This is a genomic window from Flavobacterium algicola, assembly GCF_022399565.1.
Lineage (GTDB): Bacteria > Bacteroidota > Bacteroidia > Flavobacteriales > Flavobacteriaceae > Flavobacterium > Flavobacterium algicola.
Window position 1 is genome coordinate 453,214 of sequence record NZ_JAJTUT010000003.1, and the last position, 19,361, is coordinate 472,574.

At 34.2% G+C, this 19,361-nt stretch carries 18 protein-coding genes; 10 read left to right on the top strand and 8 right to left on the bottom strand.

The window, feature by feature from the left end; all coding sequences use genetic code 11:
• Nucleotides 1–34: 34 nt before the first annotated feature.
• The 7 genes from LXH21_RS12720 (at nucleotide 35) to LXH21_RS12750 (ending at nucleotide 4,988) form a co-directional block, all read left to right on the top strand.
• Nucleotides 35–1,285, top strand: coding sequence for a CinA family nicotinamide mononucleotide deamidase-related protein (locus tag LXH21_RS12720; RefSeq protein WP_239866449.1), 1,251 nt, complete (start codon nucleotides 35–37; stop codon nucleotides 1,283–1,285).
• A 75-nt stretch (nucleotides 1,286–1,360) separates the two neighbouring features.
• Nucleotides 1,361–1,597 (top strand): 50S ribosomal protein L28, encoded by a 237-nt coding sequence (gene rpmB / locus LXH21_RS12725; RefSeq protein WP_239866451.1) that lies wholly within the window; start codon nucleotides 1,361–1,363, stop codon nucleotides 1,595–1,597.
• A gap of 29 nt (nucleotides 1,598–1,626) precedes the next feature.
• Nucleotides 1,627–1,809: a 50S ribosomal protein L33 gene (rpmG, locus tag LXH21_RS12730; protein ID WP_108740707.1), complete on the top strand. Its 183-nt coding sequence runs from the start codon at nucleotides 1,627–1,629 to the stop codon at nucleotides 1,807–1,809.
• 76 nt (nucleotides 1,810–1,885) lie between these two features.
• Nucleotides 1,886–2,038, top strand: a complete 153-nt coding sequence (locus tag LXH21_RS12735) for a DUF4295 domain-containing protein (RefSeq protein WP_108740708.1) — start codon at nucleotides 1,886–1,888, stop codon at nucleotides 2,036–2,038.
• A gap of 101 nt (nucleotides 2,039–2,139) precedes the next feature.
• On the top strand, nucleotides 2,140–3,120 hold the full coding sequence (gene ftsY / locus LXH21_RS12740; RefSeq protein WP_239866453.1) for a signal recognition particle-docking protein FtsY: 981 nt from the start codon (nucleotides 2,140–2,142) through the stop codon (nucleotides 3,118–3,120).
• Between the two features lie 1,150 nt (nucleotides 3,121–4,270).
• On the top strand, nucleotides 4,271–4,711 hold the full coding sequence (locus tag LXH21_RS12745) for a lipocalin family protein (protein WP_239866455.1): 441 nt from the start codon (nucleotides 4,271–4,273) through the stop codon (nucleotides 4,709–4,711).
• Nucleotides 4,692–4,988, top strand: coding sequence for a DUF721 domain-containing protein (locus tag LXH21_RS12750; RefSeq protein WP_239866457.1), 297 nt, complete (start codon nucleotides 4,692–4,694; stop codon nucleotides 4,986–4,988). The genes LXH21_RS12745 and LXH21_RS12750 overlap by 20 nt, the downstream gene beginning before the upstream one ends.
• A 113-nt stretch (nucleotides 4,989–5,101) precedes the next feature.
• Here the strand turns inward: LXH21_RS12750 and LXH21_RS12755 are convergent, their stop codons facing one another.
• The 3 genes from LXH21_RS12755 to LXH21_RS12765 all read right to left on the bottom strand — a co-directional run bounded on the left by LXH21_RS12755 (nucleotide 5,102) and on the right by LXH21_RS12765 (nucleotide 8,265).
• Nucleotides 5,102–5,521, bottom strand: a complete 420-nt coding sequence (locus tag LXH21_RS12755) for a nucleoside-diphosphate kinase (RefSeq protein ID WP_239866459.1) — start codon at nucleotides 5,519–5,521, stop codon at nucleotides 5,102–5,104.
• Nucleotides 5,522–5,590: 69 nt separating this feature from the next.
• Nucleotides 5,591–7,180: a bacillithiol biosynthesis cysteine-adding enzyme BshC gene (bshC, locus tag LXH21_RS12760; RefSeq protein WP_239866461.1), complete on the bottom strand. Its 1,590-nt coding sequence runs from the start codon at nucleotides 7,178–7,180 to the stop codon at nucleotides 5,591–5,593.
• A gap of 278 nt (nucleotides 7,181–7,458) precedes the next feature.
• Nucleotides 7,459–8,265 carry an SDR family oxidoreductase gene (locus LXH21_RS12765; protein ID WP_239866463.1) on the bottom strand — a complete coding sequence of 269 codons (807 nt, stop codon included), beginning with the start codon at nucleotides 8,263–8,265 and terminating at the stop codon, nucleotides 7,459–7,461.
• A gap of 269 nt (nucleotides 8,266–8,534) precedes the next feature.
• Here LXH21_RS12765 and LXH21_RS12770 point away from each other — a divergent pair, with 269 nt between their 5' ends.
• From LXH21_RS12770 to LXH21_RS12780, 3 genes are all read left to right on the top strand, one after another.
• Complete coding sequence (locus LXH21_RS12770) at nucleotides 8,535–10,751, top strand: B12-binding domain-containing radical SAM protein (protein ID WP_239866465.1); 2,217 nt, start codon at nucleotides 8,535–8,537, stop codon at nucleotides 10,749–10,751.
• A 9-nt stretch (nucleotides 10,752–10,760) separates the two neighbouring features.
• Complete coding sequence (locus LXH21_RS12775; RefSeq protein ID WP_239866467.1) at nucleotides 10,761–11,726, top strand: aldo/keto reductase; 966 nt, start codon at nucleotides 10,761–10,763, stop codon at nucleotides 11,724–11,726.
• A 520-nt stretch (nucleotides 11,727–12,246) separates the two neighbouring features.
• A complete protein-coding gene (locus tag LXH21_RS12780; protein WP_239866468.1) occupies nucleotides 12,247–13,281 on the top strand; it encodes an outer membrane beta-barrel protein in 1,035 nt (344 codons plus the stop codon).
• Between the two features lie 554 nt (nucleotides 13,282–13,835).
• Here LXH21_RS12780 and LXH21_RS12785 read toward each other — a convergent pair.
• From LXH21_RS12785 to LXH21_RS12805, 5 genes are all read right to left on the bottom strand, one after another.
• Nucleotides 13,836–14,741 carry an N-acetylmuramoyl-L-alanine amidase gene (locus tag LXH21_RS12785; protein ID WP_239866471.1) on the bottom strand — a complete coding sequence of 302 codons (906 nt, stop codon included), beginning with the start codon at nucleotides 14,739–14,741 and terminating at the stop codon, nucleotides 13,836–13,838.
• 33 nt (nucleotides 14,742–14,774) lie between these two features.
• Entirely contained in the window at nucleotides 14,775–15,242 is a 468-nt protein-coding gene (locus LXH21_RS12790; RefSeq protein ID WP_239866472.1) for a hypothetical protein, read from the bottom strand.
• A gap of 38 nt (nucleotides 15,243–15,280) precedes the next feature.
• Entirely contained in the window at nucleotides 15,281–16,594 is a 1,314-nt protein-coding gene (rimO, locus tag LXH21_RS12795) for a 30S ribosomal protein S12 methylthiotransferase RimO (protein ID WP_239866474.1), read from the bottom strand.
• A 233-nt stretch (nucleotides 16,595–16,827) separates the two neighbouring features.
• Complete coding sequence (locus LXH21_RS12800; protein ID WP_239866476.1) at nucleotides 16,828–18,339, bottom strand: OmpP1/FadL family transporter; 1,512 nt, start codon at nucleotides 18,337–18,339, stop codon at nucleotides 16,828–16,830.
• 42 nt (nucleotides 18,340–18,381) lie between these two features.
• Nucleotides 18,382–19,344 carry a hypothetical protein gene (locus LXH21_RS12805; RefSeq protein ID WP_239866478.1) on the bottom strand — a complete coding sequence of 321 codons (963 nt, stop codon included), beginning with the start codon at nucleotides 19,342–19,344 and terminating at the stop codon, nucleotides 18,382–18,384.
• Between the last annotated feature and the right edge of the window lie 17 nt (nucleotides 19,345–19,361).

Here is a 19,361-nt window from a genome sequence, read left to right on the forward strand (position 1 = left end):
TTTTCTGTGTTTAATAAAGTCAAAATAAATAATAATGAAAGCAACTATAGTTACGATAGGAGATGAGATTTTAATCGGTCAAATTGTAGATACAAACTCTGCTTTTATCTCAAAATCACTGGATAAAATAGGGGTAGAAATACACGAAATGCTGTCGATAAGTGATGATAAGCAACATATTTTAGATACCTTCAAAAAGCTTCAAAATAATGTAGACTTGGTGTTAATTACAGGTGGACTAGGCCCAACTAAAGATGATATTACCAAAAAGACTTTCTGTGACTATTTTGATGATGAATTGATAGTTGATACAAAAGTTTTGGCTCATGTTACAGAGTTAATAGAGGGGTTTTATAAGCGACCAATAACGCAAATTAATAAAGATCAAGCATTGGTTCCTTCGCGATGTACAGTACTTCATAATCAAGTGGGTACAGCGCCTGGTATGTGGATGAAAAAAGAAAATACAGTCTTTGTTTCTCTTCCAGGAGTTCCCTACGAAATGAAATATTTGGTAGAAAATGAAATCATCCCAAAAGTAGTTAAAGAATACAAGCGTCCGTATATTTTGCACAAAACGATCCTAACCTACGGGCAAGGTGAGAGCATGGTAGCGGAACGTATTGAGGAGTGGGAAAACAGCTTGCCAGAATTTGTAAAATTGGCTTATTTGCCAAACCCGGGAAGGGTACGTTTGCGTCTGTCTGCCAGAGGTATTGATAAAAATATTTTAGAAGCAGAGATTGAAAATCAAATTGGATTATTAAATGCGATCATAAGTGATATTATTGTTGGTTATGAAGAAGATGAGACGATTGAAGTGATTATTGGTCAATTGCTACAAAAACAAAAAGTTACGGTCGCTACTGCAGAAAGTTGTACCGGTGGAGCTATTGCCTCATTGCTAACATCAGTTGCTGGTGCTTCTAGTTATTTTAAAGGAAGTGTAGTTTCTTATGCAACACAAGCCAAGGTTGACGTTTTATCTGTTCCAAAAGCAGTTATAGAAGAGTTTTCCGTCGTAAGTGCGGAGGTTGCATCTGCTATGGCTTTGAATGTTAAAAAGTTAATGAATACTGATTATGCAATTGCCACTACCGGGAATGCTGGACCAACAAAAGGGGGCGGAAACGCAGAAATTGGCGCAGTTTTTATCGCTTTGGCTACTCCAAATGGTGTAATTGTCGAAGAGTTTAATTTCGGTCAACCGCGTGAAAAAGTGATAGATAGAGCAGTTTATAAAAGTTTAGAAATACTTCAGAAAGAAATAATGAAATTTGTGTAGCAAAATTTTGTTTGATACGTTTATTTTTCTTTTCTTTGCACCCTGATTTTGAATAACGATTAAAAGAGATATATAATGTCAAGAGTTTGTGACCTTACGGGTAAAAGAGCGATGGTAGGAAATAACGTTTCTCACGCTATGAATAAAACTAAGAGAAAATTTTCTGTAAACTTAGTTAAGAAGCGTTTTTATCTTCCAGAAGAAGATAGATGGATTACTCTTAGAGTAGCAGCATCTACGGTAAAAACAATTAATAAAAATGGAATTTCTGCTGTTTTGAAAAAAGCACAGGCTAACGGATTTATCAAATAATCTTTTTCCAATACTAAATATATAGCAAGATGGCAAAGAAAGGTAATAGAATTCAGGTGATATTAGAATGTACAGAGCACAAGACAACTGGTGTTGCTGGAACTTCAAGATATATTACAACTAAGAACAAAAAAAATACTCCAGACAGATTAGAGATTAAGAAATTTAATCCAGTTTTGAAAAGAGTAACTGTTCACAAAGAAATTAAGTAATAATTAGAGATTTATACTATCTCAAATGGTTTTCCATTAGAGTTTTATTAAAATTTCGATAAACAAATAATTAGACATGGCAAAGAAAACAGTAGCATCATTGCAAACAGCTTCTAAGAGATTATCAAAAGCCATCAAAATGGTGAAATCTCCAAAAACTGGCGCTTATACTTTCGTAGAAACTATTTTAGCTCCTGAGTTAGTTGATGAATTCTTGAAAAAGAAGTAATCAAAAACACGTTATATAAAAAAGCTACTTTCTATCGGAAGTAGCTTTTTTATTTTTATCTTTATCCTGTTATTACATACGAATTTAGTACAATTCCGAATATGAGTTTTTTCAAAAGAATTTTTTCATCTGACAAAAAAGACCAAAGTCTTACAGAGCAAGAAAAAGTGGTGTTAGACAAAGGGTTAGAGAAATCAAAAACATCTTTTTTTACAAAGTTGTCCAAAGCAGTAGCTGGTAAGACAAAGGTAGATGATGATGTTTTAGATAATTTAGAGGAGATCTTAGTATCCTCTGATGTTGGTGTAAACACCACATTAAAAATAATTACGAGAATTGAAAAGCGTGTTGCTGAGGATAAATATTTAGGAACAGAAGAATTAAATCGCATTCTACAAGAAGAAATTGCAGGTTTGTTATCTGAAACTAATTCTGGTGAAGCCACTGAATTTATCATTCCGACTCAAACAAAACCTTATGTTTTGATGGTCGTTGGAGTTAATGGTGTAGGCAAGACTACAACAATCGGTAAATTAGCGTATCAATTTAAGAAAGCAGGTCATAATGTAGTTTTAGGTGCAGCCGATACTTTTAGAGCTGCAGCTATCGATCAATTACAAATTTGGGCAGACAGAGTAGGAGTGCCTATTGTACGCCAAGATATGGGAAGTGATCCTGCATCTGTAGCTTTTGACACATTGCAATCTGCGGTAGCTCAAAATGCCGACATTGTAATTATAGATACAGCAGGTCGTTTGCACAATAAAGTGAATTTGATGAACGAACTTTCTAAAGTGAAGCGAGTAATGCAAAAGGTGATAGCAGATGCTCCTCATGATGTATTATTAGTTTTGGATGGTTCAACTGGTCAAAACGCTTTTGAGCAAGCTAAACAATTTACAGCAGCTACTGAAGTTACTTCGCTAGCCGTAACCAAATTAGATGGTACCGCAAAAGGCGGTGTTGTAATTGGAATTTCAGACCAATTTCAAATTCCAGTTAAGTATATTGGAGTAGGAGAAGGCATTGAAGATTTACAAGTCTTTAATAAATACGAATTTGTTGATAGTTTCTTTAAATAACAGCCATGGATTTTTTTAAAAGTTTAAGCTCTTTACATTTATACATACTAAGTGTTCTTTGTTTCGTAGGGGCCAATTTAATGCGCTCTAGGAGTGTAGAAATTTATTATATACTATTAGTTGTTGGAGTATTATGTTTTGTCTTTGGACTTAGTAAAAGAATAAAAAAGAACTAAATACTTTTAGATTACTTTAATAAAAAAAACCGCTTATAATTAGTTGATTATTTCAGCTAATTTATAAGTGGTTTTTTAATGTCTTCCTATTATTTCTTCGCTTAACGATCATTCGAATACAAGTTAGTAGCTCTTTTAGTGCTCGTCTGCGACGAATATTTACGTACATACTTTTGAAAACAAATTGCTACATTGTAACCTAGCTAAAATAAAATTACGCTGTTCCATCGGGGAGCATAATTTACGTTTGCATTTGAGAGGAACTTCATTTTGGTGATAAGGTTCAAGCCGTTCTAATTTACAAAGTTCGTACTTCCGTACGAATCTCATTTGGAGTGATTAGTTAGTGTGTGACGCTTTCATCGAGACAAATTTCGGGAGGGATGTTTGATTGTTCATTTCGAAAGTCCATGCAGTTTGTCTTTCCGAAGGAATCTCTTTTGACGTGATTGGTTTTTGTGAGACGCTTCTAGCGAGACAAACTTATAGTGGAATGCTTAATGGTTCGCTTCGATCGTCTATGCAGTTTGTCTTTCCGAAGGAATCTCTTTTGAGGTGATTGGTTTGCGTAAGACGCATTCAGCGACACAAATTTTGGGTGGTAATTTTGGTGGCTTGTTTCGAAAGTCCATGTAGTTTATCATTCCGTAGTAATTTCATCTAAGGTGATTGTTTGTGTTATACACTTTCAGCGACACAAATTTTGGGTGGTACGCACTACTACAAGGAATTTGCAGTACAAATAGGAACTTTTTTCGGATTATAATTTTAAAACCTAATAAAATCCAACTCTATTTTACATTCTGAATTCCTGATTAAAACCTATCTTTGTATCTCTAATAAAAAAGGTGATTTAGAATTAGAAATTATAGCCCTGATGGTAGCGGCATCCTTTTTATTTTGCTCTTTTTGCAAAATAAAAAGATAGAGTGAACAGCAGGATAAAGCTCCAAAGAATATAAACAATAGTACATATGAAGAGTGTTTTAAAAATGGCATTACTTGCCTTATTAGTGGTAAGTTGTAACCATAAAGTCGAGCCTGCAGATGTGGCGAATTTAAATGGTTATTGGGAAATTGAAAAAGTTGATTTGCCAGAAGGTGATGATAAAAATTTTAAAATTAACGAGAGTTACGATTTCTTTGCGATAAAAAACAATGAAGGAATTCGCAAAAAAGTTATGCCACAACTTGATGGCACTTTTATCGTAAATGATACATATGAAGAGGTGAGGGTACGCTTTGAGAATGATAAAGCCTACTTGGATTATTCAACAGATTTTGCAAAGTGGTCTGAAGAGCTGATTACACTAACTGACGAGGAGTTGGTTGTGAAAAATGAAGAGAAGAAAGAATATCATTATAAACGAACGGGACCGATAAATTTAACAGGAAATGGCGAAAAGATTAAATAATCAAAGTACAGTTGGGGATGTGTTGAAGCAGATTATTCAAGGAAATAAATTACAGCCGGGTATGGATCAAGTCAATGTAAAAGAGGCTTGGGCAAATTTAATGGGGAATGGTGTTAATAGTTATACGCAAAATGTTGTGCTAAAAAATAGTACGTTGTATGTAGAGCTAACATCTTCTGTCCTTCGGGAAGAATTGAGTTTGGGAAAATCTAAAATCATTAAAATGATCAATGAGGAACTTCGTCGAGAGGTTGTGACCAATGTAGTTTTAAGATAATTATGATTGTGTAGGTACCAGTATCATATATTAGATTTAATCACAATAGTGCATAAAAAAAATCCATTTGTTTGATCAAATGGATTTTTTTATTTCGAAAGAATTCTTAACAGTTAGAACAATTCTCTACCAGAGAAGTGAAAAGCACCTTCGATAGCTGCATTTTCATCACTATCTGAACCGTGAACTGCATTTTCTCCTAATGAAGTTGCATATAATTTACGTATTGTTCCTTCAGCTGCATCTGCTGGATTTGTAGCTCCGATTAAAGTTCTAAAATCAGCTACTGCATTTTCTTTTTCTAAAATAGCAGCAACTATTGGTCCGCTTGACATGAATTCTACTAAACCATTGTAGAAAGGTCTTTCTGAGTGCACTTCATAAAAAGCTTGTGCATCTGCAACAGTCAATTGTGTTAATTTTAAAGATACAATTTTGAAGCCTGCATTGGTAATCATTGCAAGGATGTTTCCGATGTGTCCATTTGCAACTGCATCTGGCTTAATCATTGTAAAAGTTCTGTTGGTTGTCATTTTATTTTTGTTTTATGTACTGCAAAATTAGTTATTTTTTTTGCTTAAAAAGCATTTGTTTGTGATATTTTAAAATATGATTACTTCAAAATTTTGCTCCAAAGGTTTTAGTTGATTCATGATTGAAGGAATTAAATCAACTCCTTGCTCTAAATAAAATTCAGAGAAGTTATTTTGGCGCTCTTGTAAACTTTTATTGGGAAATAATTCATTTTGTAAGTCGGTAGCACGCTCTAATTGATCCTTTAATTTTCTTTTTTGTGCTTTAAGCAATCTTTTTTCAAGATTTTCAAGCCCTTTTATTTGTTTTGCTTCTTGTGCCTTTACAGCTCCACTAAAGGATTTATCAGTTTGCTCCGCAATTTTATAAAGTGCATCAAATTGCTGACATAGTTGCTCCTTTTGTTTTGCCAAATCAATAGGGAATGAAGATAATTTTTGAGTCAATTTATTTTCTAAGTTAGCTTGCTTAGAGAATAAATCAGACCAAGAAAGTTCGAGCTTGTCAATTTTTGAAACTTGTTTTTGAGTTGCTAATAGGACTGAGTTGCGTACTAATAATATTGGGAAAGGAACGTTTACCGTATTAAAAAATGATTTAAGTTCCAGCCAGTAAGCAATTTCTCCTCCACCACCAATATAACACAGGTTGGGCAAAATAACCTCTTGGTATAAGGGGCGCATTATTACATTGGGACTGAATTTTTCTGGGTTTGTGGTTACTAAATCTAGTATTTCATTTTCAGTAAATGCTAGGTCTGTATTGTTAACTACATAATTATCATTTTCATAAATTATTCGTTCACGAATCGAGTCTTCAATATAAAAAAGATTGATTTCTCTTGGATTTACTTGAATGTTGTATTCACTAAGCTCTTTTATCGTTTCGGTAACAGACTTGTAAGCATTTTGCTTTGTTAGTTCCTGCTTTATAAAGGGAATGAACAATTTTTTTAGATCGCTAGTATCAGCATCAATTATCACCAAGCCTTGTTCTCCAAATAAGGCGTTGGCAAGGTGTCGAGTAGCGTCTGCCAGGTTAGAATGTTGTAAATACGCTTCTTCAAAAAGTACTTTTATTTTATTGGCATTAGTAGTATGTCCTAATTCTAAGGCAAAAATTTCAAAAAAATCATTTAACCCATCAGTGTTCAATCGACCTACAGGACCGGTACTTTCTGCATTCCATCGAAATTTCTTTCCTTTAAAATTAAAGTAATTGATTTCGTCAAAATCATGATCTTCTGTAGCCATCCAATAGACAGGAACAAAATTAGAAGCAGGATATTTAGCTTTTAATTCTTTAGTTAGATTGATGGTTGAAATAATTTTATATAAAAAGTACAACGGACCACTAAATAAATTTAACTGATGTCCTGTAGTGACAGTAAAGGTATTGCTGACTTTTAGTGCCTCAATATTTTGCTGTGTCAACTCGGAGATTGTAGTATTTTTATACTGATTCTGCAGTACGTTTGCTAATGTGGCTCTGGTTTCATCATTAAAACTTTCCTTTTTTTCTTGGAGTTGTGCAGCAAAATTTTCTAAAGTAGGAAATCGGTTGTATAAAGAGCGAAGATTTGCTTTTTGATTCAAATAATCGTTCATCAAAGGTGTGAAATATCCTGATGTTTGATAGCTAATACAGTCGGTAGGCATGATGTGTAATTCTAAATTTACTGCTAAAATAAGAAAAACTTAAGTTACACTTTTTAATTTGTGAAAGCTTTAGTAAAAGTTGAAGACATATTATTATCATTCACCTATCTAAATAGGTGTTTATTGGATTTTATATATTAACTCTTAAAGATGATCGATGACTATTTGTTATTTATATCATCAAATTTAAGAGTTGTGTGTTTTTATGTTTAGTGATAAAAATTGGTTTTAGAATACATCTATAATATAGTGTGCATCTAGATTACATCTTCAATATATCATCCGCCTTTCGAAAAACCTTCAAAAACAGTCATTCCACCGTCTATAAAGATACTTGCACCAGTAATATAGTCAGAATCGTCAGAAGCTAAAAAAACTGCTAGATTGCCAACGTCTTCGGGCTGTCCTATTCGATTGTATGGTATCAAAGACATTAGATCATCTAATGCTTTTGGCGTTTCCCAAGCCTCTTTATTGATCGGAGTTTGGATAGCTCCTGGACTTATACTGTTTACTCTAATTTTTCGGTCGCCATATTCTTGAGCAAGTGTTTGCATCAGCATTTTAATCGCTCCTTTTGACGCGGCGTAGTTTGCATGTCCACCCCAAGGAATTAATTCATGTACAGAACTCATACAAATGATCTTTCCCAAAGCTTTGGATCGTTCTGGAACTATTCCTCTTTTAAGAAATTCACGTACGGCTTCTCGCGCGCACAAGAACTGGCCTGTTAGGTTTACATCAATTACATCTTGCCATTGTTGCAAAGTCATTTCGTCAAATTTTGCGTCTTTTTGCATTCCAGCGTTATTCACCAAGATATCAATAGTGCCAAAAGTGCTTATTGCTTCTTTAAACATGTTTTGGACTTGGTCTTCCTTGCTTACGTCTGCTTTGATGGCAATTGCATCCGCTCGCATGGCTTTTAATTTTGCTACAACATCATTTGCTGCCTTTTCACTCGAGGAATAATTTACAATTACATTTGCTCCCGCTTTACCCAAAGCAAGGGCAACTCCCATACCAATTCCAGAGCTTCCTCCTGTTACCAAGGCTGTTTGTCCTTCTAGTTTTTTATCTGCCATAATTTATCTTTTTAATTTTATTCCTAAATTAATTTATTTATCAAGGAAAAATAAGAAGATTAACATTACTTTAATTGACTCAAAAAGAATTGAATTCAATAATATATGCATTCGATATAGATATATGAAGGAGTTAGCTGCCGTAAAAGTAATTAATTATTCACAAAATAAAATAAATAATTATGTGTCTGCTATGCTTTTTAAGTCTTTGGTATCTTTTGCCGGAAACAAAGTAATTATCCCTTATTTTTGCATAAAAATAAATTACTTTGAAACAGAAACTCCTCATTATAACCCCACCTTTTACACAATTGAATACGCCGTATCCAGCCACGGCTTATATTAAAGGTTTCTTGAATACTATAAATGTGGAGTCTGTGCAAGCCGATTTTGGTATCGAAGTCATCTTGAAATTATTTTCGAAAAAAGGGTTACAAGATATCTTTCAAGCAGGAGCTTTAAAGTATAAGGTGCATGAGTTATCAGATAATTCGAAAAGGATAACAGCCTTACAAAACGAGTATATAAAAACTATTGACTCGGTGATTGCCTTTTTGCAAGGAAAAAATCCAACATTGGCACTTCAAATTTGCCAAGAAGATTATTTGCCGGAAGCTTCTCGTTTTGCGCAGCTAGAAGAATTGGACTGGGCATTTGGTACGATGGGGACGCAAGACAAGGCAAAACACCTAGCAACTTTATACCTCGAAGACATATCCGACTATATCGTAGAATGTGTGGACGCTAATTTTGGTTTCAGCAGGTATGCCGAGCGTTTGGGACGTTCTGCTAATTCATTTGATGAATTGTATGATGCGTTGCACCAACCCTATACATACATTGATAAAGTTTTATTTTCGATTCTAAAAGAAAGAATTGAGACTGTTCAACCTACTTTTTTTTTAATTTCTGTGCCTTTTCCGGGTAATCTATACAGTGCTTTTCGATCGGCTCAATGGGTAAAGGCAAATTATCCCGAAATTAAGATCTCAATGGGAGGTGGTTTCCCAAATACCGAATTACGTTCGCTTTCAGACGCGCGCGTTTTTGAATTTATTGACTTTATTACTTTAGATGACGGAGAAGCACCAATTGAAGAATTGATTAGTGCTGTCACTTCGAGCGCAGTCGAGAAGCTTTACAAGCGAACTTTTTTATTAGAAAACGGTCAGGTCGTTTATAAAAATAATTCTACCAAACCTGATTATAAGCAAGCGCAAGTAGGAACTCCTGATTACTCAGATTTGCTATTGGAAAGTTATATTTCGGTTATCGAAATCGTAAATCCAATGCACCGTATGTGGAGTGACGGACGCTGGAACAAACTAACCATGGCGCACGGATGTTATTGGGGAAAATGTACCTTCTGCGATATTTCTTTAGATTATATAAAAATTTACGAACCTGTGGCTGCCAATTTACTCTGTGATCGAATGGAGGAAATGATGGAGAAAACAGGTCAAAATGGTTTTCATTATGTTGATGAGGCTGCACCGCCTGCTTTGATGCGCTCATTGGCTCTTGAAATTTTACGACGCAACTTATCAGTAACGTGGTGGACGAACATTCGTTTCGAAAAAAGTTTTACGGCCGATTTGTGTTTATTACTAAAAGCTTCGGGCTGTATTGCGGTTTCGGGAGGTTTGGAAGTTGCTTCAGATCGATTATTAAAATTGATAGACAAAGGCGTTACAGTCGAGCAAGTGGCTAATGTTACGAAAAATTTTACCGAAGCAGGGATTATGGTACATTCCTACTTAATGTATGGTTATCCTACACAAACTATTCAAGAAACGGTAGATAGTCTAGAAATGGTTCGTCAATTGTTTGAGGTAGGGGTGTTGCAATCTGGTTTTTGGCACCAATTTGCTATGACAGCACATAGCCCTGTCGGGTTAGATCCTGACGCTTTTGGTGTTATTCCAGTTGCACCAGCGCTAAAAGGGTTAGAGAATGGACTTTTTGCAAATAATGATGTGGACTTTAAAGATAGTACGGGAATTGATCATGAGAAATTTAGTTTTGGTCTTAAAAAATCATTATTTAATTTTATGCACGGCATCTGTTTTGATTACGAATTACAAGACTGGTTTGATTTCAAAATTCCTAAAACTAAGATTCCTCGCAATTTTATCGAAAATGCATTAGCCAAAGAGGCTGTCCTTACTATTAAGCCAACTGCAAAAATTGTATGGCTCGGAGGTAAACCGCAGGTAGAAAATTTTACCAAATCTAAAAAAGGTACTACTTGGGAAATGATGCGTTTGACATTTCACGACAAAAAGGAAAGTTTTGATGTGCAAACTAGTAAAAAGGAAGGAGAGTGGTTACTGGAGGTTTTTGATAAAATAGCAGTTAGCAATAATAAGGTATATACTTTTCTAGAATTAAAAAATGATTTTGAAAGTCAGCTTGAAGACTTTGAGTTATTTTGGTACTCAAAACCAATACATGTTTTAAGGAGCTATGGATTATTAACATTATAAAGGACAAAAATGAAATATAATAGATCAGGAAAAAGCGGGTTGTTATTACCGCAAATCTCGTTAGGTTTATGGCACAACTTTGGTTCTGTCGATAATTTTGAGAATGGAGAAAATATCGTCAAGGAAGCATTTGACAAAGGAATTACTCATTTTGACCTCGCTAATAATTATGGGCCAGAACCAGGATCAGCAGAAACTAATTTCGGAAGAATTCTAAAAAACAATTTTCAAGGAAACCTTCGCGATCAAATGGTGATTTCGACCAAAGCGGGTTATACCATGTGGGACGGGCCTTATGGTGACTGGGGCTCTAGAAAATATTTACTCTCTAGTCTGGACCAAAGTTTAAAAAGGATGAATTTGGATTATGTAGATATATTCTATTCGCATCGTCCAGATCCCGAAACGCCTATCGAAGAAACAATGATGGCCTTAGATTATGCAGTACGCAGTGGGAAAGCCCTATATGCTGGTATTAGTAATTATTCTGCTTCCGAAACAAAAGTTGCTGTAGAAGTGTTGAAAGAGTTAGGAACGCCTTGTCTAATTCATCAAGCCAAGTATTCTATGTTAGAAAGATGGGTTGAGGAAGGTTTACTAGATGTTCTTGAAGATAAAGGGGTGGGCTGTATTGCATTTTCACCTTTAGCACAAGGTCTGCTTACTAATAAATATTTAAAAGGAATACCAGAAAACTCCAGAGCTTCAAATCCCAATGGACATTTAAAGGAGAATGAAATAACGAGCGAAAAGATTCAAAAATTAGTTCAACTAAATGAGATTGCTACGAATAGAGATCAATCGTTGGCGCAAATGGCTTTAGCGTGGTTAATGAAGGATAGCAGAATAACGTCTGTACTAATTGGAGCGAGTTCGGTTGTACAGTTAAATGATAACCTTGACAGTTTAAAAAAGTCAAAATTTAGCGATGATGAAATCAGTGCCATAGAGCTTGTATTAAAAAGTATAAGTTAACATTGCATTAGCAAAGGTCAAAAAGTCTCAAATATATTTTGAGACTTTTTTTTGTGCCTAATTCAAAATTAAAAGGTTTTTTTAATTTTACATGATAAAATATTGAATTGTAAATTTCAAGTTTTACCCCCATTTTTACAGGGGATACATTTTAATAAAGCGAATTTATCTATTAAAAAGTAAAATTTTATAAGTTTTAAATTTTTTAGCGCTAAAAAAAATAGGGTTACGGTCAAATTTCTTATTATGAATAATGTATTATAATTTCCTTTTAATGCGGATTGTCTAATTTATATTATTTGAATAATCGATATTAATAAAACGACTTCGATAACGGCAAAAAGTAAACGTAAATTTATTTTAGTTAATATTTACTTAATATATTCGCCATAGAAAAATAGAAAAAATATGTATTTCAGTTTCTCAGAAGAAAAATAAAGATCAGAAATGTACTAACATCTGAAGTTTTATAGAATAGAAAAACTAAAATCATTAATTATCAACCAAAACAAGATTAAACATGAAGAAAGTAATTATTATTTTAGCTTTAGCGCTAACGGGAAACATGGCATTGGCTCAAGATACACCATTACAAATCTCTGGTTCTGCAGATGTTTATTATAAATATGATTTTGCAAAAGGAGAAAATATTGGAACTAGTTTTGCAACTGATCAAAATTCCGTTTCATTAGGGATGATTGATATCGCTTTGACAAAAACAAAAGGTAAAGCAACTTTTGTAGGGGAATTATCTTTTGGACCAAGAGGGCAATACCAATCTATTTTAAATGGTGATGGTGCAGATGCTGACGGTAACACATTCAATATTCAAAATTTATACATATCCTATGCAGCTACAGAGAAATTAACTTTAACCGCCGGTTATATGGGAACGTTTATAGGTTATGAAGTTATTTCTCCATTAGCTAACTTTCACTACTCAACTTCTTATTTATTTACAAACGGTCCATTCCAAAATGCTGGATTCAAAGCAAACTATGCTTTTTCAGACAAAGTAGGGTTAATGGTTGGAGCATTTAACAATACTTGGAACTCTTACAAAGCTGATCCTATAAATGGTGTGAACGCAATTGGTGCTCAATTGTCTATCACTCCTGCAGAAGGCGTAAGTGCATACATTAATTTTATGGATGGATCTGATTCAGGAACAATCGTTGATTTGACTGCATCCTTTCAATTATCTGATAAATTTACACTTGGTTTAAACGCTGCTGACTGGACTGCTCCAGGAAGTGGAGACGTTGGATATACTGGTGTAGCTTTATATCCATCGGTTGCTGTATCTGAAAATTTTGGTTTAGGGTTACGTGCTGAGTATTTTAAAGCAAAACAAGATGATGCTATGATCGGTTTGTCTGCAGATAACTCTGTAACAGCATTCACTTTGTCTGCTAACTTAAAAGCAGGTGATTTGACAATCATTCCAGAATTTAGATTAGACAATGCTAAAGAAGATAACTTCCTGAAATCGGATATGTTGTCTCCAACTAAATCAGCTTCTCAGTTCTCTATAGCTTGTGTTTACGGATTCTAATTTTAAGAAGAACGAATAGCAATTATTGCTAGAAATTATATAAAAACATTTTTTTTTACTGTCAAGACATTCTTTAAAAGATGTTTTGGCAGTTTTTTTTTTATCTAATAATTAATTTTATCTTTTATAAAAATAGTAAAAACCATATCTATACAGTTGCTACTGATCAAAAATGAGTTACAATTTTGATTGAGAGTTAGATAAATGTTTGTTAGTAGTACTAGTACTTGATTATTTAAGGGATAATTATAACAGCTACGAAATGGCCAAGGCAAATAGGGGTAAGTATGATTGATTATATACTATTATCGAGAGAGCTAGTCTATCATATGCAAAGCATTTTAGTTGACTAAGAAATGACCGATCAGCAAAATGTAAATTATACTCATGCAGCAACTACTTCTTGTAACGTACAATGAAGCTTAGCTTATGAAATATAAGCAAAATAAGAAGTGAACAAACGTAAAAAGAATGGTAAATAGAAGACTGAAAATCAATGACGGAATAGCTGATTGTCGAAGCGCAACTATTCCCAATTTGATTTATAAAATTATTTAGCTCTTTAAATAAATATTGTAAATAGCGTTTATCGTTTTTTGGTCAAGTGTGCTATCTGTTTCAGTCTGAATAAAATGACGTTTAAATGCCATAATCGCAGCATTTAGGTTAGTAGTGTCGTAGCCAATTATTCGTAGCCCTTGCTCAATATTAAAATCAAACGGTGCTACTGGTGCGATTTCGTCAAGCCATAATCCAAATCCATTTTCAGCCAAAGTTTTCCACGGAAAAAGTGGGCTAGGATCTACTTTTCTTGAAGGAGCAATGTCAGAGTGGCCGATAATATTTTCTCTTGGAATTCCAAATTCACTTTTTAATCGTGTAAGGAGCGCCATCAAGCTCGAAATTTGAGCTTCAGAGAATGGCTCAAATCCATTATTATCTAGTTCAATACCAATAGAGCTACTGTTTATGTCTTTAATTTTACCCCATGAACCATTACCAGCATGCCAAGCACGTAGGTAATCATTTAGCATTTGCACAACCTTTCCATCATCTCCTATCACATAATGTGCACTTACTTGAGTTCTAGTCAGGGTAAATGTTTTAATAGTCTGCTCAATAGAATCTTGTGCAGTATGGTGAAGGATAATTAAGTTTGGCTTTCTTAAATTAAAATTAACTGTACCTATCCATTTTGTCTCTTGACCATTATTTAGTGTTTTAGTTCCAACATCTGTTATGGTCTCACTAAATTTATACAAAACTTTTGTATAAGACGTATCAATAGAAATTACTGTTTTAGTAACCACGGGTAGTGGTTTAGGTTCTCTAGAGTCAATTTGCTCTTTCAAAACTTTTACTTTTTCCTTATAAACTTTATCAGTTTCCTTATATGGATTTTTAGTTCCACAAGACACGATAATTAATGCTAACACTACAGAAAATAATGACTTTTTCATTGGATAAAATAGGGGATAAGTGTACTAAAGAAATTATTTTTTACGTTTTGATTTTTTTGAGCTAGGCTTTTGTTCAATCCATTTTTTATATAGATCTTTCTGCTCTTGATTAAGGTATTCGTTAATCTTTCGAGTAGATGTTTCACTTAGCGCAGTAATCTCTTTAAATTTTTGTTCCTGACCAACTTGTTCGTCTTTCAATATAATAGATTGCTCACGAATACTTTCTTTTAAAACGTTCCCGATAGCTATTTCTTGTAAAGCATCAAGTTTTAATTCGGGTGTCATTTTTTTCATAATTTCACCAACAGTAACTTCAACAGGAATTTCCTTTGGTTTCTCCGGAGCATCTTGAACTTGATTAGATCGGTCCATTCTACCACTTCCGTAACCATTATTATTTCCGTAGCCATTATTGTAACTATTTCCATATTGCGCATTTGCAGCACTAACAGTAAATAAGAAAACTATTAAAAGTAAAAAGGGATTCAATTTAATCATGATAATTTAGTATTAAATGTGTCCAATAAAAATATTAATTATGCAGGTTCTCCGTAAAGATCAAATTCGGTAGCATCCGTAATTTTAATCATAGCAAAATCTCCTGTTTTTAAATAATGTAGCGAAGCATCAATCAGAACTTCATTATCAACATCCGGACTGTCAAATTCTGTTCTACCTACAAAATGTTGTCCTTCTTTACGATCAATGATACATTTAAATACTTGACCGATCTTTTCTTGATTCAAATCCCATGAAATCTGTGATTGCAATTCCATTATTTCATTGGCACGATCTTGTTTCACATTATCAGGAACATCATCTTCTAGTAAATAAGCATGCGTATTTTCTTCATGAGAATAGGCAAAACATCCCATACGATCAAATTTCATTTCTTGTACCCAGTCCTTTAGAATATTGAAGTCTTCTTGAGTTTCCCCAGGATAACCAACAATCAAAGTAGTACGAATTGCCATTCCAGGAACTGCAGCTCTAAAGTCTTTTAATAATTGAGTTGTTTTTGCTTGAGTTGTTCCACGACGCATTGATTTTAAAACAGAGTCCGAAATGTGCTGTAAAGGAATATCAATATAGTTGCAAATTTTAGGTTCGCGCTTCATTAAATCCAATACATCCATAGGGAAACCAGTAGGGAAAGCATAATGCAAACGTATCCATTCAATACCCTCTACTGCTGCCAGACCTTCAAGTAATTCGGCAAGATTACGTTTTTTATAAATATCAAGACCGTAGTAAGTTAAGTCTTGAGCGATCAAAATTAATTCTTTCACACCATCTCTAGCTAAACCTTGTGCTTCTTTGACCAATTTTTCAATCGGTTGTGATACATGTTTACCTCTCATAAGTGGTATTGCACAAAAACTGCAAGGTCTATCGCAACCTTCAGCAATTTTTAAGTATGCATAATTCTTAGGAGTTGTAGTCAAACGTTCTCCTAATAATTCATGTTTGTAATCTGCACCCAACGCTTTTAATAGTTGAGGTAATTCTGTAGTTCCAAAAAATTGATCTACGTTTGGGATTTCTTTTTCCAAATCAGGTCTATAACGCTCCGATAAGCACCCTGTTACAAAAACTTTGTCAACTAAGCCTCTTTCTTTTTTATCTGCATATTCCAAAATCATATTAACGGATTCAGCTTTTGCATTATCGATAAATCCACAAGTGTTAATCACGATAATATTCCCCTCTTTCTCAGCAGGAGCTTCATGTTCCACTTCTTTACCATTGGCACGAAGTTGACCCATTAAGACTTCACTGTCATATATGTTTTTAGAACACCCAAGGGTGATTACGTTGATTTTGTTCTTTTTTAAAGACTTGGTTCTCATAGTTTTGTAAATTGGAGTGCAAAATTACACTTTTTTATCCAAACAGCGTCAAGATTACTCTGTTTTAGGAGGTTTTTGGGAGCTATTTCCTGCTCCCGGAGTTTTGGGAAGATATAACTCTTCTTCCGCTATCGTTTCATGAGAGAATGTCTCCCGAAACGTCAAGACAGTAGTGGCTAAAAAAAATCCGTCTCAAATCATGAAACGGATTCAGAATGTCTTACATTCTTAAGTTATAATTCGAATACTAAACTAAGTAAAACAGTATCGGTTTTGACATTTATATTGGCACCGTCTGTAAATCCCTGAGAAAAGTAACCTTGCTGATTGTCTCTTTTAGTATTAGCATACGCTAAATCTAATTTGGTAGATCCAAAGTTGTAACCAATACCCGCAGAATACCCTTTTAAGTCACCAATAGATGAATTGTCTTGATAAGGACTTTGTTCATAACGATATCCAGCACGAAGGCTTAAAGCTTTAATTTTATATTCTCCACCAACTCTTATCTCATTGCTTGCTTGTAATGTTTGTTGAATATCGGTATTTATATAAGGATCTCTTGTGTCTCTTTCAATTGAATATTCCGCTTTACTGTAATCTTTGCGGCTGTAGTCTACACTAATTAAACCATTTTTCCCAAATACATATGCCAAACTACCTGTAAACTTACTTGGAGTTTTTAGTTTGTAAGTATCATAAACTACAAAATTATTAGAGTCAGGTGCCTTAAACCCATCAGATGTTTCAGATGATAAGTCTTGTCTTAATTCATCATTTAATGTGTACCAAGTAGGGGATTCATAAGCAAGCCCTACTCTCAATTCTTTTGTTGCTTTTATAATCGTTCCTAGTTGAAAGGAAAATCCAGAGCCATAGGTGTAAATTTCATTTTCGAATAGCGTATTTTGCAATAGAACAGGATTAGCAGTATTATTGCCATTTTCTTCGTAGAAAGTCGTAGTTTGTCTAAAGTCTGTAAAATGGGAATTTAAATTTAAACCAAAATGGATTCTATCGTTATAATCTGCAGATGCATTAAATGCTAGTTTTCCATTATAACCAGTTGCAATTATAGCATTTTCTTGATAGTAATTCCCTCCCGACGGTACATTAGAATTGTAAACATTATTATTGTCAGTGTCCTCTAAAGGATTGATCAGAAAACCTTCATAACCTAGAAATGCTTGTTGGTCAGCATAATTTAACTGATAATAAGTACTTTCTTTTATTAAACCTAAAGGAATACCATCTTGTTGTTTAAGAGGATTAGCATTTGCGAAGCTTAAAAAATAATCTCCCACAGAATTGGTAGGATTCACACCTGCTGAGAAAGATGTGTTATCAAAATTATTTGTATTTTCATAATTTATGGCAATAGCAAATTTTTTCCATTTCGATTCTCTATTACCATTCTTAAATACAAATACAGCTCCAGCTTGATTCATAGTAAAATTGTCGCTCTTCTCATTGAAGTTCGTACCAAAGTAATTTGAAGCATTATTAGTAGTTGTATTTCCAAAAGTCAAAGCCATCTGATTATTTGAGAACACTGATGATCCTGCTGGATTCACGTTAAGAGAAGATAGATCTCCTCCCAAAGCACCAAAGGCTCCACTCATTGCTTGGTATCGGGCTGTACCCATGATATTGTTTTGTGAGTAACGAACTGCGTCTCGCACTTCTTGTGCCTGCACAGATGCAAACGAAAGTCCTGCTATAAAAACGTATATGATTTTTTTCATTGTAATTTAATTTTAATATTATCAGACTATACCTAACTATATTTATCTACTTCTTCTGCTTCCAGATGAGCTAGATCCTGAACTTCTTGAACTTGATCCAGAACTACTAGGACTACTGTAAGAACGTGATGGGCTAGTGGTGCTTCCTCTTCTCGAGCTATCATAACTTTCAGAATTGTAAGAACGTGTTGGTGTAGTGCTTTGTCTAGTACTAGTGTTAGGGGTGTAAGTTCTACTTGTTGATGAACTACCACTTCTAGAAAATACTGGTGTCGTACTTGTACCGTAAGAACTTCTACGACTTGTACTGCTATTTGATGAGCTTCTACTATAAGTGCCTCTACTATTAGTACTAGAGTTGACAGCATTGTAAGTACCTCTTCCGTTATTGCTACTTGATCTTACTCTATTATAGGAGTTGTAATTATTGTAGTAGTAAGGGTTGTTGAAACCATTGCCATAACCACCGTATCCATATCCATAACCGTAAAATGGAGAATTCCAGCCAAAGTTGTTATAACCGCCGTATCCCCAATTGTAATAAGGGGAATTCCAGCCAAAATTATTGTAACCATAATAAGGAGAATTCCAACCAAAATTAGAATAACCCATTCCGTAATACGGGTTGTTGTATCCCCAGCCGTAACCAATACCCCAATTATTTGAGTAGATGTTTATGTCTGTAGTGGGATGGTTGTCACCCCAACCAGCATACTGCTGTGTTGTGTTTTGAGTATCATCATAGTTATTGTAGCTATCTACGTCGGTAAATATCTCGTCTGATTCCGATTCAGACTGCAGTGAGTTAAAATATTGTCCGTAAGCATTGTCCCGACTGTAGTTTTGCGCTACTTCGTTACGATATGAATTTGAGTCTCCGTAGATTCCATCACTTTCATAATAGGAGCTGTTTTGGTATGACCCACAAGAAGTTAATAATAGAATACTCAAACCAAATAGTAGATAAAGAGAAGTTTTTTTTGAGGTAAAAATATAAGTTTTCATATCTGTATGGTTTTTTA

Bases quoted from the DNA above. Each gene is read 5' to 3' on its own strand.
- LXH21_RS12720 (WP_239866449.1), top strand. From the start codon at position 35: ATGAAAGCAACTATAGTTACGATAGGAGATGAGATTTTAATCGGTCAA.
- rpmB (WP_239866451.1), top strand. From the start codon at position 1,361: ATGTCAAGAGTTTGTGACCTTACGGGTAAAAGAGCGATGGTAGGAAAT.
- rpmG (WP_108740707.1), top strand. From the start codon at position 1,627: ATGGCAAAGAAAGGTAATAGAATTCAGGTGATATTAGAATGTACAGAG.
- LXH21_RS12735 (WP_108740708.1), top strand. From the start codon at position 1,886: ATGGCAAAGAAAACAGTAGCATCATTGCAAACAGCTTCTAAGAGATTA.
- ftsY (WP_239866453.1), top strand. From the start codon at position 2,140: ATGAGTTTTTTCAAAAGAATTTTTTCATCTGACAAAAAAGACCAAAGT.
- LXH21_RS12745 (WP_239866455.1), top strand. From the start codon at position 4,271: ATGAAGAGTGTTTTAAAAATGGCATTACTTGCCTTATTAGTGGTAAGT.
- LXH21_RS12750 (WP_239866457.1), top strand. From the start codon at position 4,692: ATGGCGAAAAGATTAAATAATCAAAGTACAGTTGGGGATGTGTTGAAG.
- LXH21_RS12755 (WP_239866459.1), bottom strand. From the start codon at position 5,521: ATGACAACCAACAGAACTTTTACAATGATTAAGCCAGATGCAGTTGCA.
- bshC (WP_239866461.1), bottom strand. From the start codon at position 7,180: ATGCCTACCGACTGTATTAGCTATCAAACATCAGGATATTTCACACCT.
- LXH21_RS12765 (WP_239866463.1), bottom strand. From the start codon at position 8,265: ATGGCAGATAAAAAACTAGAAGGACAAACAGCCTTGGTAACAGGAGGA.
- LXH21_RS12775 (WP_239866467.1), top strand. From the start codon at position 10,761: ATGAAATATAATAGATCAGGAAAAAGCGGGTTGTTATTACCGCAAATC.
- LXH21_RS12780 (WP_239866468.1), top strand. From the start codon at position 12,247: ATGAAGAAAGTAATTATTATTTTAGCTTTAGCGCTAACGGGAAACATG.
- LXH21_RS12785 (WP_239866471.1), bottom strand. From the start codon at position 14,741: ATGAAAAAGTCATTATTTTCTGTAGTGTTAGCATTAATTATCGTGTCT.
- LXH21_RS12790 (WP_239866472.1), bottom strand. From the start codon at position 15,242: ATGATTAAATTGAATCCCTTTTTACTTTTAATAGTTTTCTTATTTACT.
- rimO (WP_239866474.1), bottom strand. From the start codon at position 16,594: ATGAGAACCAAGTCTTTAAAAAAGAACAAAATCAACGTAATCACCCTT.
- LXH21_RS12800 (WP_239866476.1), bottom strand. From the start codon at position 18,339: ATGAAAAAAATCATATACGTTTTTATAGCAGGACTTTCGTTTGCATCT.
- LXH21_RS12805 (WP_239866478.1), bottom strand. From the start codon at position 19,344: ATGAAAACTTATATTTTTACCTCAAAAAAAACTTCTCTTTATCTACTA.